13 protein-coding genes and 1 pseudogene are annotated in these 15,032 nt (G+C 70.5%); 12 read left to right on the top strand and 2 right to left on the bottom strand.

From position 1 onward, the window contains the following. Together OG787_RS15520 and OG787_RS15515 are read left to right on the top strand one after the other, a co-directional pair. Entirely contained in the window at positions 1-975 is a 975-nt protein-coding gene (locus tag OG787_RS15520; protein WP_369034922.1) for an ABC transporter ATP-binding protein, read from the top strand. Next, positions 968-2,041: an ABC transporter ATP-binding protein gene (locus OG787_RS15515; protein ID WP_369034921.1), complete on the top strand. Its 1,074-nt coding sequence runs from the start codon at positions 968-970 to the stop codon at positions 2,039-2,041. The genes OG787_RS15520 and OG787_RS15515 overlap by 8 nt, the downstream gene beginning before the upstream one ends. Before the next feature lie 161 nt (positions 2,042-2,202). Here OG787_RS15515 and OG787_RS15510 read toward each other — a convergent pair whose 3' ends face one another. After that, positions 2,203-4,329: a prolyl oligopeptidase family serine peptidase gene (locus tag OG787_RS15510; RefSeq protein WP_405535510.1), complete on the bottom strand. Its 2,127-nt coding sequence runs from the start codon at positions 4,327-4,329 to the stop codon at positions 2,203-2,205. A gap of 176 nt (positions 4,330-4,505) precedes the next feature. On the opposite strand from OG787_RS15510, the gene OG787_RS15505 reads away from it, so the two are divergent. Next, a complete protein-coding gene (locus tag OG787_RS15505; protein WP_006375723.1) occupies positions 4,506-4,700 on the top strand; it encodes a hypothetical protein in 195 nt (64 codons plus the stop codon). A 62-nt stretch (positions 4,701-4,762) separates the two neighbouring features. On the opposite strand, the gene OG787_RS15500 is transcribed toward OG787_RS15505, so the two are convergent. Beyond that, on the bottom strand, positions 4,763-5,398 hold the full coding sequence (locus OG787_RS15500; RefSeq protein ID WP_405535509.1) for a hypothetical protein: 636 nt from the start codon (positions 5,396-5,398) through the stop codon (positions 4,763-4,765). A 107-nt stretch (positions 5,399-5,505) separates the two neighbouring features. Between OG787_RS15500 and OG787_RS15495 the strand changes: the two are divergent. The 9 genes and pseudogenes from OG787_RS15495 to OG787_RS15455 all read left to right on the top strand — a co-directional run bounded on the left by OG787_RS15495 (position 5,506) and on the right by OG787_RS15455 (position 14,568). Next, positions 5,506-6,280 (top strand): annotated as a pseudogene (locus OG787_RS15495) (helix-turn-helix domain-containing protein). Between the two features lie 47 nt (positions 6,281-6,327). Beyond that, positions 6,328-6,930, top strand: coding sequence for a Uma2 family endonuclease (locus OG787_RS15490; protein ID WP_405535508.1), 603 nt, complete (start codon positions 6,328-6,330; stop codon positions 6,928-6,930). A 44-nt stretch (positions 6,931-6,974) separates the two neighbouring features. Next, positions 6,975-7,865 (top strand): N-acetyl-1-D-myo-inositol-2-amino-2-deoxy-alpha-D-glucopyranoside deacetylase, encoded by an 891-nt coding sequence (gene mshB / locus OG787_RS15485; protein WP_369034917.1) that lies wholly within the window; start codon positions 6,975-6,977, stop codon positions 7,863-7,865. Continuing rightward, positions 7,862-8,329, top strand: coding sequence for a DUF6113 family protein (locus OG787_RS15480; RefSeq protein ID WP_405535507.1), 468 nt, complete (start codon positions 7,862-7,864; stop codon positions 8,327-8,329). Before mshB ends, OG787_RS15480 begins: the two co-directional genes overlap by 4 nt. A gap of 156 nt (positions 8,330-8,485) precedes the next feature. Beyond that, positions 8,486-10,957 (top strand): hypothetical protein, encoded by a 2,472-nt coding sequence (locus OG787_RS15475; RefSeq protein ID WP_369034916.1) that lies wholly within the window; start codon positions 8,486-8,488, stop codon positions 10,955-10,957. 158 nt (positions 10,958-11,115) lie between these two features. After that, the gene (locus OG787_RS15470) at positions 11,116-12,048 is read left to right on the top strand and encodes an ABC transporter ATP-binding protein (RefSeq protein ID WP_405535506.1); all 933 of its coding nucleotides are present in this window, start codon (positions 11,116-11,118) and stop codon (positions 12,046-12,048) included. Further along, on the top strand, positions 12,045-12,785 hold the full coding sequence (locus OG787_RS15465; RefSeq protein WP_369034914.1) for an ABC transporter permease: 741 nt from the start codon (positions 12,045-12,047) through the stop codon (positions 12,783-12,785). Before OG787_RS15470 ends, OG787_RS15465 begins: the two co-directional genes overlap by 4 nt. Beyond that, positions 12,782-13,954 carry a sensor histidine kinase gene (locus OG787_RS15460; RefSeq protein ID WP_369034913.1) on the top strand — a complete coding sequence of 391 codons (1,173 nt, stop codon included), beginning with the start codon at positions 12,782-12,784 and terminating at the stop codon, positions 13,952-13,954. Before OG787_RS15465 ends, OG787_RS15460 begins: the two co-directional genes overlap by 4 nt. After that, positions 13,951-14,568: a DNA-binding response regulator gene (locus OG787_RS15455; RefSeq protein WP_405535505.1), complete on the top strand. Its 618-nt coding sequence runs from the start codon at positions 13,951-13,953 to the stop codon at positions 14,566-14,568. The genes OG787_RS15460 and OG787_RS15455 overlap by 4 nt, the downstream gene beginning before the upstream one ends. The last annotated feature ends 464 nt before the right edge of the window (positions 14,569-15,032 follow it).

The raw sequence follows: 15,032 nt of genomic DNA, 5'->3' as shown, positions 1-15,032 counted from the left end.
ATGCTCCTCGAAGTACGCGACCTGCACGTGGAGTTCAGAACCCGGGACGGGGTCGCCAAGGCCGTCAACGGCGTCACCTACAGCGTGGACGCGGGCGAGACGCTGGCCGTGCTCGGAGAGTCGGGCTCCGGCAAGTCGGTCACCGCCCAGGCGGTCATGGGCATCCTCGACATCCCGCCGGGAAGGATCACCGGCGGCGAAATCCTGTTCCAGGGCCAGGACCTGCTCACCTTCAAGGAGGAGGAGCGCCGCAAGGTCCGGGGCGCCCAGATGGCGATGATCTTCCAGGACGCGCTGTCGTCCCTCAACCCGGTGCTCAGCGTGGGCGACCAGCTCGGCGAGATGTTCACCGTGCACCGCGGAATGTCCCGAAAGGACGCCCGTACCAAGGCAGTCGAGCTGATGGAACGGGTCCGCATCCCGGGTGCCGCCCAGCGCGTACGGGACTATCCGCACCAGTTCTCCGGAGGCATGCGCCAGCGCATCATGATCGCCATGGCGCTGGCCCTGGAACCGGATCTGATCATCGCCGACGAACCGACGACGGCCCTCGACGTGACCGTCCAGGCCCAAGTCATGGACCTGCTCGCGGAGTTGCAGCGCGAACTGAACATGGGCCTGATCCTCATCACGCACGACCTCGGGGTCGTCGCGGACGTCGCCGACAAGATCGCCGTGATGTACGCGGGCCGCATCGTCGAGTCCGCGCCGGTCCACGACATCTACAAGGCGCCCGCACACCCGTACACCAAGGGCCTGTTGGAGTCGATCCCGCGCCTCGACCAGAAGGGCCGCGAGCTGTACGCCATCAAGGGCCTCCCGCCGAACCTGATGAACATCCCGCCGGGCTGCGCCTTCAACCCGCGCTGCCCGATGGCCCAGGACATCTGCCGCACGGACGTACCGCCGCTCGCCGAGGTCGACGAGGACCGCAGAAGCGCCTGCTTCTTCTGGAGGGAGACGCTCGATGCCTGACGCGATTCTCGAGGTGACCGGGCTCGTCAAGCACTACCCGCTCACCCAGGGCATCCTCTTCAAGAAGCAGGTCGGCGCGGTCCGGGCCGTCGACGGCGTCGACTTCGCGCTCGGCGCGGGCGAAACCCTGGGCATCGTGGGGGAGTCGGGTTGCGGCAAGTCGACGGTCGCCAAGATGCTGGTCAACCTGGAGAAGCCGACGGCCGGGACGATTCTGTACAAGGGCGAGGACATCACCAAGATGTCGGGCCGCGCGCTGAAGGCCGTACGCCGGAACATCCAGATGGTCTTCCAGGACCCGTACACCTCCCTCAACCCCCGGATGACGGTCGGCGACATCATCGGGGAGCCCTACGAGATCCACCCCGAGGTCGCGCCCAAGGGGGACCGGCGGCAGAAGGTCCAGGACCTGCTGGACGTGGTCGGCCTCAACCCCGAGTACATCAACCGCTATCCGCACCAGTTCTCCGGCGGCCAGCGCCAGCGCATCGGTATCGCACGGGGGTTGGCGCTGCGCCCCGAGATCATCGTCGCCGACGAACCGGTGTCGGCGCTCGACGTGTCGGTGCAGGCACAGGTGATCAACCTGATGGACCGTCTCCAGAGCGAGTTCGGGCTCGCGTACATCTTCATCGCGCACGATCTGTCGATCGTGCGGCACATCTCCGACCGGGTGGGGGTCATGTATCTCGGGCGGATCGTGGAGACCGGCCGGGACGCCGAGATCTACGACCACCCGACGCACCCCTACACGCAGGCACTCCTCTCCGCGGTGCCCGTCCCCGACCCCGAGGCCCGCGAGCACCGGGAGCGGATCATCCTCACCGGTGACGTGCCCTCCCCGACGAACATCCCCTCCGGCTGCCGCTTCCGCACCCGCTGCTGGAAGGCCCAGGAACGGTGCGAGCTGGAGGTGCCACTGCTGGCGGTTCCTGCGGAGTTCCGGCTGACGACGGGGCCGGCGGCGCATGACTCGGCGTGCCACTTCGCGGAGGAGAAGCACGTGGTGCCGACGGAGGCGCCGCAGGCAGGCGCTGCGGACGATCATGGAGACGGGCTGAAATAGCAGGATAAATACACACGAACCGCGTTAACACGCAGGCAACTTGGCCGACCCGATCTCGATATATGGACAAGCCACTCTGAGGAACGTACGGCCGTGCGGGTGCCGTAAACGGGCCGGGGCTCGCCATGTAGCCCCGGCCCGTTGCCGTGCCTGGACGAGGCCTAGGCAAGCCTCAACGCCCGCTTCAGGAAGTCCACCTGAAGCAGCAGCAGGTTCTCCGCGATCTGTTCCTGCGGGGTCATGTGGGTGACGCCCGACAGCGGGAGCACCTCGTGCGGGCGGCCGGCGGCCAGCAGGGCCGAGGACAGCCGCAGGGCGTGGGCGAATACGACGTTGTCGTCGGCGGTGCCGTGCACGACCATCAGCGGCCGGTGCGGCTCGGCGGGAGCGGACAGCCCGTCGTCCGTCACGAGGGAGCTGTTGGCGTACGCCTCCGGGGCCGCGCCCGGGTCGCCGAGATACCGCTCCGTGTAGTGCGTGTCGTACAGCCGCCAGTCCGTCACCGGGGCGCCCGCGATGCCCGCGTGGAAGACGTCGGGCCGCCGCAGCACGGCAAGACCCGCGAGCCAACCGCCGTACGACCAGCCCCGGACGGCCACCCGGGAGAGGTCGAGCGGGTGGCGCTCGGCGAGGTCGTGCAGGGCCTCGATCTGATCGTCCAGCGAGACCGTGAAGTCCCCGTGGACGGCCTTCTCCCAGGCCGGCGAGCGCCCCGGAGTCCCTCGCCCGTCGGCCACGACCACCGCGAAACCCTGGTCGGCGAACCACTGCGAGGTGAGGTGGGCGTTGTGCGCGGCCACCACTCGGGGGCCGTGCGGACCGCCGTAGGGGTCCATGAGGACAGGGAGGGGAGTGACCCCGTCGTAGTCGTTCGGCATAAGCAGGGCGCATGGAATTCGGCGTGCGCCCCCCTGGGTCAGGGTGATGCGCGGGGACAAACCGGGATCTTCGGCGTACGAGGTGATGGTTGCCGCACGCTTCCCGTCGCGCAGCACCTGTACCTGGGCCCCCGGCCGGTCCGGCACCGCCGAGACGAGCACGGTCACGCCCCCGGCGCGAACCGCCGAGTGCACGCCGGGCTCTTGCGAGACGCGCTCCAGTCCGAGTTCGTTCACTCGATAGACGTGCACTTCGCCGATCTCGGTACCGGCGGCCTCCTCCCCGGCCGACGCCGACACGAGCACGTCGTCGGCGGAGACGTCCAGCACCGCCCGTACGTGCAACTGCGCCCCGGTGAGCGGCCGTTCGCCGACGGCGAGCACGCGCGCGCCACCCTCGTCGGCGATGCGCACGAGCTGTCCGGAGGGGCTCCAGCACGGCACGCCAGGGAAAAGATCAAGCCAATGTGGATCTTCCTCCGCGTGCACCATCCGGGTCGCCCCCGTGTCCGGGTCCACCGCAAGGAAGAGCTGCCCGCGCTGGTCCCGCGACTGCACGAGAACCAGCGGCGCACCCGCCGCTGACCAGTGCACACGCGCCAAATACGGATAGCGGACCCGGTCCCACACAACCTCCGTACGCACGCCCTCAAGGCTGAGTACGAAGAGCCGCACCTCGGCGTTCGGAGTGCCCGCCGCCGGATACGCGACCCGCTGCGGCTCGCGTTCCGGATGTGCCGGATCGGAGATCCACCAGCGGTCCACGGGCGCGTCGTCGGCCCGCGCGACCAGCAGCCGGTCGGACTCCGGGGACCACCAGAAGCCGCGCGAACGGGCCATTTCCTCGGCCGCGATGAACTCGGCGAGCCCGTAGGTCACGGTCTCCGACTCGGGCTCGGCGAGCGTACGGACCTGCTCGCCCGTCGCATCGGCCAGGTCGGCGAGGCGCAGGGCGCCGTCCACGACGTACGCGACGAGCCGTCCGTCGGGGGAGGGTCGGGGATCGATGACGGATCCCGGGTCTCGGATCTCCCGGACGGTCCCGGCTTGCAGCTCGGCCACGAAAAGCCGCCCGGACAAGGCGAAGGCGGCCAGTTCGACGGCGGAGTCGGTGGCGTAGGAGACGATCCCGGCACCCCCCTCACGACTCCGCTCCCGGCGCGCCCGCTCCTCGGCGGACAGCTCCTCGTCGGCCCCGCCGAGGAGGGCGAACGGGTCGGCGGCGACCCGCTCCGTACCCTCGGGGAGGTCAAGCACCCACAGCTTGTTGGCCCGGTCCGTACCGGAGGATGACCGCAGGTAGGCGACCCGTGAACCGTCGGGCGCCACGGTGAACGCGCGGGGTGCGCCGAGGGTGAATCGCTGGGTGCGGGCGTGCCGGCGGGGGAAGGAGACAGGCTCGGTCGTCATGCCCCGACCATATTGGCCATGCGCCCCCTTGTGCGGCCGTGCGCCGACCGATGCGCGCGGACGAATAGTTATGATCACTGGCGGCAAGTGGGTATGAACCTGCTGGCCACTGTATGGATTTACTGCCCCCATAGTCCGACCCCCCGCGTCCCTGGGCCCCTTGGAGGTGAGCCGCCGTGGCACTCTCGATTTCGGCGGTCGTGCTGCTGGCGATCATCGTCTTCTTGCTGATCAAGAAGTCAGGACTCAAGGGAGGCCATGCGGTCGTGTGCATGCTCCTGGGGTTCTACATGGCCTCGTCGACCTTCGCCCCGACGATCAGCGACCTGACGACAAGCATCGCGGGCATGATCGGCGACCTCAAGTTCTGACGTCCCGGAGGGCTCCGGAAGGTGTGTGACCGGAGCCCTGTCCCGCTACCGGCGGAGCGTCTTCACTCGGTCTCGCCTGGGACGAGCGGGGTGATCCGCAGAGTCCGGACCGCCTCGTCGACCAGCGCCGTGATCTCCTCCGCGCGGGCGACCGTCTCCCACGTCACCGTCACGACGATGAGACTCTCCATTCCGGGCGGGAAGACGGCAAACTTGATGAATTCGGCCGACTTCCGCCCGAACCCGAACATGCGCTTCACCTCAAGCCTCGACTGCACACGCACGGCCGGCCCGGCAGGCAGCTCCAGATATGTCACCTGCGGCTCACCCTTGGGCTTGGCGTTCCCCCACTCCAGGAGCAGCGGCTGGACCTCTTCCCGGTTGGGACGGGCGACACCCTCGTCGCCGTAGGAGTCGACCATGAGATTGGCGAGGGCCTCGCCGTTCTCGGTGTAGTACGCCGCCGCTAGGACCGGGATGTCGTCGTTCAGGTCCACGGCCCGCTCGACCAGGTCGTCGTAGACCGCGCTCTTCTCGATCTCCAGCGCCAGGGGAGAGAGCGTGTCGACAACTTCCCTGGCCAGCACCTCGGCTTCGGCCTTCTTGCCCTCCTTGAGCGTCAGGTCGATCCATCCGGGCCGAAAGTCGAACCGGCACACGAAGTCCTCGACCAGGGGAGCGCCATCGTCCGATGTCATCATGTCGTTTCTTCCAGCCCGCCTTGTGAATCGGTCAGCGTAGTACGACCGTAGGCAACGACGGATGCCTCGTACCGGAACGTGGTCCAGCCCCGGATCCTGGCCCCCTGGGTCCCGGTGCGACCGGCGCCCTTTCCCAAGGAACATCTGGGGGAGAGGACCCTCACCAAGCCCCACCCCTCCCGCCCGCCGCGCAAACTGACTCGCGCGACTCTCCCCGGCGGCCCGATTCGGGAGTCTCCGGCGTCGTCCACGACAACGCTCGTCACACCGCTTGCTTCACGGTGATCGGCAACCATCTCGCCCAGCGCCGCGAACTGTCGCTGCTCGCCATCGGGCTGGCCGTGCACATCCAGTCGCTGCCCACCGGTGCCCGCGTCGACATCAAGACCCTCGCCAGGAAGTTTCCGGAGGGCCCGGACCATATCGCCGCTGCCCTGCGTGAACTGGAGGCGCACGGCTACCTGCGCAGGCCCCGCGAACGCACCTCCAGCGGCCACATCGTCACCCGCACGGTCTCCTGCGATCAGCCCGGACGCCGCACCGAGGGCCACGCCGACAGCGGTACCGGGGCCGAGCCCGAACGGGGGCAGTCCGCCACTGGCCCCGGTGTCGCCGCCCGGCTGGAGCGCGACGTCAGCGCCGGCGCCGTACGGCACGCGCTGACCAGAGACCTCCCACCCGAGGGACTGCGCCGCCCGGCCGCCCTCCTGGCCCACCACCCAGCTACCGCCTCCGCCGCCCTTCCGCGCACCGGCCACGCCCCCGGACGTACGGCACCCGCTCCAGACCTGCGACGGCTGTGAGCGCGCCTTCCGCGCGCCCGACCCCGGTCGCTGCCGTGACTGCCGATCCGATCTCCATGGAGGCCGCCTAGCATGAAAGCGACGATCCTTGCCCCCGGGCACAGACGACGAGGAGCGAGCGCCATGACCATCGCCCCGGACGACGCGCGACAGGGCGCCTCCCGCCTGTACCGGACCATGCGGGACTTCGTTCAGTCGATGGACGACACCCTCCCCGGGAAGTTCGAGATCACCAAGGAAGGGATCGTGCACGACATGATGTCGCCGGGAGGGCCCCACGAGGTGACGGCAGCGCACGTCAGCCGCCGTTTGGAGAAGTCCATGCCGGACGAGTTGCTGGCCCACAGCGGCACGCCCGATGTGGAGGACGAACCCGAGGGCATCATGCGCCACCCCGACGTCATGGTGATCGCGTGGACCGATCTGAACGTCGAGGGCTCCATCGATCCCCGTACGGTCATCGCCGCCATCGAAGTGGTCTCCAAGTCCAACCCCGAGAACGACTGGGTCACCAAGATGCGCGACTACCCCCTGATCGGCATCCCGGTCTACGCGATCTTCGACCCCCGCACCGGCACCGGCGCCGTCCTCACCGACATCCATCCCACCCCCGGCGGCCCCCGCTACGCCACCCGCAAGGACTTCGTCTACGGCGAGGACGTCACCATCGCCGACTGGACGATCTCGACGACCGGCCTGCCGCGCTATCGGGACGGGGACTCCTAGGAGGGCGCCGCAGGTCGATCCCCCGGGCCTCGTAGGGTGGCCCCATGACGGAACTGCCCGACCGGCGTCTGCTTCTGGTGCATGCGCATCCGGACGACGAGTCGATCAACAATGGCGCGACCATGGCCAGGTATGCGGCCGAGGGCGCCCTGGTGACGCTGGTCACCTGCACTCTCGGTGAGCGTGGTGAGGTCATTCCGCCCGAGCTTGCCCATCTTGGTGGCGCCGAGCTGGGGGAGTACCGGCTCGGGGAGCTGGGCGCTGCCATGCGTGCCCTCGGTGTTGACGATCACCGGTTGCTCGGCGGAGTCGGGCGGTTCGGGGACTCCGGGATGATGGGGCTTGCCGACAACGACGATGCTGGTTGTTTCTGGCAGGCGGATCTCGACGAGGCCGCCGGGTACCTCGTCGAGGTGATCCTCGAAGTCCGGCCCCAGGTTGTGGTGACGTACGACCCTGACGGGGGGTACGGGCACCCCGATCACATCCAGGCCCACCGCGTCGCCACGCGCGCCGTGGAGCTGGCCGACGAGGCCGGCTGGAGCGTTCCCAAGGTCTACTGGAACCGCGTGCCCCGGCCGGTCGCCGAGGAGGGCTTCGCGCGGTTGCGGGAGGCGCTGCCCGGGTTGCCGTTCCCCAAGGCCGGTGCCGTCGACGACGTACCGGGGGTCGTGGGCGACGAGCGCATCACCACCTTCATCGACGGCACCGCCTACGCCTCCGCCAAGGCCGCCGCCATGCGTGCCCACGCCACCCAGATCGAGGTGGCCGAGCCCTGGTTCGCCCTCTCCAACCAGCAGGCCCAGCCGCTCTTCACCGATGAGTACTACGAGTTGGTGCGTGGTGAGCGCGGTGGGGGTGGTGAGCGTACTTCTGTGCGTGAGACCGATCTGTTCGACGGGATCGCCGTGACTGCGGAGGGTGGTGCGCGATGAGTGCGAACGGGAAGTCACCCGCGGGCGGAGCGCGCGGGAAGGCGGCAACCGGGGTGGCGGGCGGTGGGAGTCTGTTGGCTCAGCCGCTTGTCGGGCCCTCTCTCGGCCGTTCGGTGGCCTGTCTGGGGCTCTTCGTCCTCGGGGCCGTGGTAGGGGCCGCGGGCGGGCTTGTGCAGGCCGCCTGGTTCCCGGGTGGGCTGCTGCTCGCCCTCGGTGGAGCGGCCGGGTTGTTCCTCGGCGGGGCGCGTGCCCTGGGGAGTCGCGCCGGGGCGGTCGCGCCGGCGGCCGGGTGGATGGTCTCCGTCATCCTGCTCACCGCGAGCCGTCCGGAGGGGGACTTCCTGTTCGCCGCGGGAGTCGGCTCGTACCTCTTCCTCCTCGGAGGGATGGCTGTCGCTGTGATGTGCGCCACCCTCGGTCAGGGGCGGCAACCGGACGGCTCCGCCGTCCGACTTGGCAAGTGACGTACTACTTCGCCGCCGCAACCGCGTGGGGGTCCCGTGATGGTTTCCCCGGCGGTCGTGGGATACGCGCCAGGAGTGGCCAGTATGGTGGTGCGCGCCGCCGAGCTGCCCGCGTGAGGTCGCGTCGGGCGGCGGAGCCAACCGGGAGAACCTGCCTTGAGTCGTGAAACTGACAGTCCGTCCTCCGGGCCCAACGGGCGCGGGGGTGCCGCCTACCCCTCGGGGACACCGCCGTACGGCACGCCCATGGCGTCCGACGGCGGTACGGACGCGGGCCGTTCGGCCGCGGAGCCCGACGGGCCCAAGACCGAGACCACGCTGACGACCCGGATCCGGATCAACATCCCCGGATCCCGGCCCATTCCGCCGGTCGTCGTCCGGACGCCCGTCGCGGACGCCGAGTCCCCGTCGTACTCGTCCTCCGAGGAGACCGGGTCCCACGCGCGGCCGGGGACGACAGGGGGCGACGGCAGAGCGTCGGGCGCCGTCGCGTCCAACGGCGCCGCCGCGCCGTCCGCCGACGCCCCGGCCCAGGCCGGGGAGAAGACCAGCGACTGGTTCGCGCCGCGCAAGTCCGGTGCGCCCAAGGGCGGTCCGGGCGGCGGCGCGAGCAACGGCGCCGGTCTGCCCGGTGGTTCGGGTCCCGCGCCCGGTGGCGCTCGTCCGGGCGGTCCCAACGGCAGCGGTCCGGCGGGCGCTTCCCGTCCCGGTGGGCCCAACGGCGGTAGTCCCACGGGGTCTTCGCGCCCCGGTCTGGGTGTCATGGGCGCCGCGGGCAACGCGGGCGGCCCACGCGCGGCCGGTGGCGGTACGAAGGGTGCCGGGCTCCCCGGTGCGACCGGCGCCGGTCCCGTGGCGCCGGGGCACGGCGGCGGCACCGGTTCCTTCGACGTGTCCGCGCTGGCGGCCGGGACGGGCCCGCTGAGCACGTCCCCCTACCCGCCGGCCGGCGGCCCCCGTGAGCCTGGCGGCCCCGGGGCCGGTCCTCGGGCGGCCGACGGCCGTGGCGAGCCGCGCCGCGACGACCTGCCGTACTTCGCGGAGAACGGGCAGGGCGGGCAGAACGGGCAAGACGGGCGTGGCACTCAGGGTGGCGGCCCCAACGGCCAGGTCGGCGGTTCCAACGGTCAGGCCGGTGGCTTCGGGCCCCAGCACGACTTCGCCGCCCAGAACGACTTCACGGCGCCCAACGACTTCGGCGACTTCGGTGCCGCCCAGGCCGACTTCGGCGGCCCCAACGGTCCGAACGGCCAGAACGGCTTCGGACCCGGTGGTCCCGGCGGCCCGCGCGGACGCGGCCCCGCGGGCCCGACCGGTGGTCCCGTCACCGGCGACGGCCCGGTCGTCCCGCCCGTCGGCGGCGGCCCGTCCGGCGCCCCCGGTGTCTCCGGCACGGGACGCCTCGGCGGCGGCCTCAGCGACGACACCGCGATCCTCACCCCGCAGAAGCAGGCCCCCGAACCGGGCGCAGACGGATACGGCGGCTACGGCGGCTCCGTGGACAACGTCTCCAGTTCCACCCTCACCAGCGGCATGCCCGTCGTCCCGGCCGACCGGAACTCCCCGTTCGGGCCGGGCCCGCACGCCGACGGCCCGCTTCCGCACACCCCGCCGAAGCTGCCCGAGCCGGTGTCGCCGAGCACGCCCGCCGCTGCCGCGCCCAAGGGCAAGAAGGCGAAGAAGAAGGGCCGCAGCAAGCTGACGCTGCTCATCGTCGCCGTCTTCTTCATCGCCGGGGCCGTGTACGGCGCCGGGCTGCTGATGAACCACTCCGACGTGCCCAAGGGCACCACCGTGTTCGGCGTCGACATCGGCGGCGGCACTCGCGACGACGCCGTCAAGAAGCTCGACGACGCCTTCGACAAACGGATGACCCAGGCCCTGAAGCTGTCCGTCGACGGCAAGACGGTCGAGCTGAAGCCGGACCAGGCCGGACTCCAGTTCGACACCCAGGCCACGGTCCGGGCCGCCGCCGTCAGCGACTACAACCCGGTGTCGGTGATCGGCTCGCTCTTCGGCCAGCAGCGGGTCGTCGAGCCCGTCATGCCGGTCGACGAGGAGAAGCTGACCGCCGCGCTCCAGCGGGTGGCCGGCGGATCCGGTTCGGCCAGCGACGGCACGATCAGGTTCGAGTCGGGCAAGGCCGTCGCCGTCTACGGCAAGGCGGGCAAGGGCATCGACGCCGCCGCTGCCGCCGAGTCCGTCGAGAACGCCTACCGCAGCCAGGTGGAGAGCGGCACGAGCACGCCGGTCCAGGTCCCCACCAAGACGCAGGAACCGACGATCTCGAACGCCGAGGTCGACCGCATGATGAAGGCGTTCGCCACGCCGGCGATGTCCGCCAACGTCATCGTCCGTGTCGGCAGCGGCGTGCCGGAGGTGGAGTTCAGCCCGCAGAACTCCCTGTGGAAGTTCCTCCAGGTGAAGCCGCTCAACGGCAAGCTCGTCGAGTCGTACGACAAGGCCGCGCTGAAGGAGTTGTACGGGGGTACGTTCGATCAGGTTCTGATCGCTCGTGGCAACGGCAACAAGACGCCGGTGACTGTCGAGGACGTGATCGGCGCGATGCGTCCCGCGTTGGTCAGTACGACCAACCGGGTCGGCGTCATCGAGACCGACCCGAGCTGAGGGCTCCGCCGGTTACGCGGGTTTTTGGCCGCGGGTCGGTGGGGGCTTGTCGCGCAGTTCCCCGCGCCCCTTCGGGCGCGGGGAATGACATCTGTCATCCGGGAGTCAGGACCGTCGGCACTGCCGGGCGGACCGGCCCCGCAGCCACGATGGATGCCATGGACCCCATGGAAACCACCCCAGTGGTCGCGTTCGACCAGGTCACCAAGAGCTATGGCGAGGTACGAGCCGTCGACGGGCTGGCGCTCACCCTTCGGGCCGGTGAGACCGTGGCCCTGCTGGGCCCCAACGGGGCCGGCAAGTCGACCACCCTCGATCTGCTTCTCGGTCTCAAGCAGCCCGACAGCGGTACGGTCCGTGTCCTCGGCCGCAGCCCCCGGGACGCCATCGTCGGCGGGCACGTCGGCGCCATGCTCCAGAGCGGCGGCCTGATGGACGAGGTCACCGTCCGTGAACTGGTCACGCTCGCCTGCGCTCTGCACCCCCGCCCCTTCCCGGTCGGCGAGGTTCTCTCCCGGGCCGGGATCACCCAGTTCGCCGACCGCAAGGTCAACAAGCTGTCCGGCGGCCAGGAGCAGCGCGTCCGGTTCGCGCTCGCCACGGCCGGGGACAGCGCCCTGATCGTCCTGGACGAGCCCACGACCGGCATGGACGTCACCGCCCGCCAGTCCTTCTGGGCGACCATGCGCGAGCAGGCGGACCAGGGCCGTACGGTCCTGTTCGCCACCCACTACCTGGAGGAGGCGGACGCGATTGCGGACCGCGTCCTCGTCCTGCACCGGGGCCGCCTGCTGGCCGACGGCACGGCCGCCGAGATCAAGGCGAAGGCGGGCGCCCGCAGGATCTCCTTCGACCTGGAGTTCGTGGCGGAGAGCCCGGCGGAGGAAGCGGCGCTCCGGAGCCTGCCCTTCCTCACCTCCCTCGATGTATCGGGCCAGACGGTCCGCATCCAGTCCTCCGACGCCGACGCGACCGTCCACGCCCTGTACGGCCTCGGCCTCTACCCCCGCAACCTCGAAGTGGCCGGCCTGGGCCTGGAGCAGGCGTTCGTCACCCTCACCGCGGCAGCCGAGGAGGCGCGCACCTCATGAACGACCTCATCCGCCTCGAAATCACCCGGGCCCTGCGCAACCGCAAGTTCCTCTTCTTCTCGGTGATCTACCCGTCGGCGCTGTTCCTCCTGATAGCGGGCAGCGCGGACAGCACCACGAAGGTGACGGGCACGGAATTGACCCTCCCGACCTTCTACATGGTCGCCATGGCCTCCTTCGGCGCCCTGACCGCCGTCCTGATGGGCAACAGCGAGCGCATCGCCAAGGAGCGCGAGAGCGGCTGGGTGAGGCAGCTGCGCCTGACCACCCTCCCCGGCCGCGGCTATGTCCTCGCCAAGACGGCGAGCGCGGCCGTGATCAGCCTCCCGTCGATCGTGGTCGTCTTCGTCGTCGCGGCGGCGGTGAAGGACGTCCACCTGGACGCCTGGAAGTGGCTGGCGCTCACCGGGACGATCTGGGTGGGCAGCCTGGTCTTCGCGGCCCTGGGAGTCGCCCTCGGCTATCTGGCGAGCGGGGACGCGGTCCGTCCGATCACGATGATCGTCTACTTCGGCCTGTCCATGCTCGGCGGCCTCTGGATGCCCACGACGAGCTTCCCCGACTGGTTGCAGGACATCGCGAAGTGGCTGCCCACGCACGCGTACGCTGCCCTGGGACAGTCCATAGAGCTGGGCGACGCCCCGCAGGCGAAGGACGTGGCGATCCTGGCCGTCTCGTTCGTCCTCTTCGCGGGCGGCGCGGCCTGGCTGTACCGGAAGGACACGCTGAAGGCGTGAGCAGCGTCGGCATCGGACAGCGCCCCACGACCCGCAGACAGCGGGTCGTGAAGTCCCTGTGGATCGGCATCTGGCTCGTCTACCTGAGCGCACCGGTCAGCGACCTCCTGCACGGCGGCCACAGCACGGGCGTACGGCTCCTCGGCTGGCTGGGCCTGGTGGTGTTCGTGGCCTGGTATGTGGCCATGGTCTTCCGCACGGGCCGCGGCGAGACGAACCGCCTGGTCATTGGCTCCCTGGCGGTCCTCGCGGCCCAGTCGACCCTCCTGTCCCTCACCCTGGGCCGCGAGTGGCTGGTCCTGTTCGTGTACGTGTCCACCGCGTCCGGCGCCGCCCTGCCGACGCGCATGGCCCGCTGGGCGATCGTGGCGGTGTCGGCCCTGATGACGGCGGTCGCCCTGGCGGTCCCCGGCGGCCACTCCTACCTGGCCGGGCTCCTCATCCCGGCCCTGCTCGGAGGCGGCGCCATGATGGGCGTACGTCAACTCGTGCGTACGACGATCGAGTTGCGCGAGGCCCGGGCCACGGTCGCCCAGCTGGCGGCGAACGAGGAGCGTCTGCGCCTGGCGAGGGACCTGCACGACCTGCTCGGGCATTCGTTGTCGCTGATCACGCTCAAGAGCGAGCTGGCGGGCCGGATGCTCCCCGCCCACCCCGAGAAGGCGGCCCTCCAGGTGGCCGACATCGAGAAGGTGAGCCGGCAGGCCCTGGTGGACGTACGCGAGGCGGTGAGCGGCTACCGGCGTCCCCGCCTGGCCGGTGAACTGGCGGGTGCGAAGGTCGCGTTGACGGCGGCGGGCATCACGGCCGACCTGCCGGTGAGTGCCGCGGAGACCGACATCGACGAGGAGGCGCAGTCCGCCCTCGCCTGGGCGCTGCGCGAGGCGGTGACGAACGTCGTACGGCACAGCGGGGCCCGGCGCTGCACGGTGGAGGTGCTGAGCAGGCAGACCCTGGAGGGTCCGGTCCTCGAACTCTCGGTCGAGGACAACGGCAAGGGCGACGGCTCACCCGGCACCCCGGGCAACGGCCTGACGGGCCTCGCGGAACGCCTGGAGAAGACGGGCGGCTCCCTGGAGACGGCCCGTACGAGACAGGGCTTCCGCCTGGTGGCAAGGGTCCCGGCGAACCTGTCTCCGTCTCCCACGGACGTAGGATCCGGTCCATGAGCCGCATGATCAAGGTCCTGTTGGCGGAGGACCAGTCGATGGTCCGCGAGGCGCTGGCCGCGCTGCTCGGTCTTGAGCCCGACATCGAGGTCGTCGCCCAAGTGGCACGCGGCGACGAGGTGTTGGCCGCCGCCCGGACCCACGCCGACCTGGACGTGGCCCTCCTGGACATCGAGATGCAGGGCGCCACGGGCATCGAGGCGGCGGCCCAGCTCCACAGGGAGTTCCCGTCCCTGAAGCTGGTCGTCCTCACGACCTTCGGCCGCCCCGGCTATCTCCGCGCCGCGATGGAATCCGGCGCCGACGCCTTCCTGGTCAAGGACGCCCCGGCCGCCCAACTGGCGGAAGCGGTACGCAAGGTGCTGGCGGGGGAGCGGGTCATCGACCCGACGTTGGCGGCAGCGGCGTTGGCGGACGGCGCCAATCCGCTGACGGACCGCGAACGAGAGGTGTTGCGCGCGGCGGCGAACGGTGCGACGAACGCCGAGTTGGCGGCGACTCTGCATTTGTCCCAGGGGACGGTTCGGAACTACTTGTCCACGGCGATCCAAAAACTGACGGCCAGAAACAGAACGGAAGCGGTACGGATCGCGAGGGAGAAGGGGTGGCTGTAGGGGGGGCGGCTGAGCTTCGAGGATCGCTGCGGGCCCGGTGGGGGCTGGCCGCGCAGTTCCCCGCGCCCCTATCGGGGCGCCGTTCCGCCCCCGGATTCCCCGCCACCGACCGATCCCGCTACACCCACCGAGGCCCACGAGGAGGCGGCCCGGCTTCCGACGAGGGTCGCGGGGAACCCCCTAGGCCCGCGGGGATGCGGCCCGGCTTCCGACGAGGGGCGTGGGCTACCACCTGGGCCCGCAGGGGTGCGGTCGGTTTCCGACGAAGGCTGCGGGCAAACCCTAGGGGCGAGGGGATGCGGCCCGGCTTCCAGCGAGGGTCGCGGGGAACCCCCTAGGGGCGCAGGGGTGCGGGTGGGTTTCCGACGAGGGTTGTGGGCAACGGCCTAGGCCCGCGGGAATGCGCCTCGGCTTCCAAATCAGGGCCGCGGGCAACCCCCTAGGGGCGCGGGGAACTGCGCGGC

Origin of the sequence: Streptomyces sp. NBC_00075, from assembly GCF_045041225.1 — a bacterium.
GTDB classification, from domain to species: Bacteria; Actinomycetota; Actinomycetes; order Streptomycetales; family Streptomycetaceae; genus Streptomyces; species Streptomyces adonidis.
The sequence above is the reverse complement of the archived record's forward strand: the minus strand, read 5'-3'. Positions and strand labels throughout refer to the sequence as shown.

What these genes read in the sequence shown, in the direction of transcription:
- OG787_RS15480 (WP_405535507.1), top strand. Translation starts at nt 7,862, where the DNA reads ATGAGTGCGAACGGGAAGTCACCCGCGGGCGGAGCGCGCGGGAAGGCG.
- OG787_RS15455 (WP_405535505.1), top strand. Translation starts at nt 13,951, where the DNA reads ATGAGCCGCATGATCAAGGTCCTGTTGGCGGAGGACCAGTCGATGGTC.
- OG787_RS15465 (WP_369034914.1), top strand. Translation starts at nt 12,045, where the DNA reads ATGAACGACCTCATCCGCCTCGAAATCACCCGGGCCCTGCGCAACCGC.
- OG787_RS15520 (WP_369034922.1), top strand. Translation starts at nt 1, where the DNA reads ATGCTCCTCGAAGTACGCGACCTGCACGTGGAGTTCAGAACCCGGGAC.
- mshB (WP_369034917.1), top strand. Translation starts at nt 6,975, where the DNA reads ATGACGGAACTGCCCGACCGGCGTCTGCTTCTGGTGCATGCGCATCCG.
- OG787_RS15515 (WP_369034921.1), top strand. Translation starts at nt 968, where the DNA reads ATGCCTGACGCGATTCTCGAGGTGACCGGGCTCGTCAAGCACTACCCG.
- OG787_RS15500 (WP_405535509.1), bottom strand. Translation starts at nt 5,398, where the DNA reads ATGACATCGGACGATGGCGCTCCCCTGGTCGAGGACTTCGTGTGCCGG.
- OG787_RS15470 (WP_405535506.1), top strand. Translation starts at nt 11,116, where the DNA reads ATGGACCCCATGGAAACCACCCCAGTGGTCGCGTTCGACCAGGTCACC.
- OG787_RS15510 (WP_405535510.1), bottom strand. Translation starts at nt 4,329, where the DNA reads ATGACGACCGAGCCTGTCTCCTTCCCCCGCCGGCACGCCCGCACCCAG.
- OG787_RS15490 (WP_405535508.1), top strand. Translation starts at nt 6,328, where the DNA reads ATGACCATCGCCCCGGACGACGCGCGACAGGGCGCCTCCCGCCTGTAC.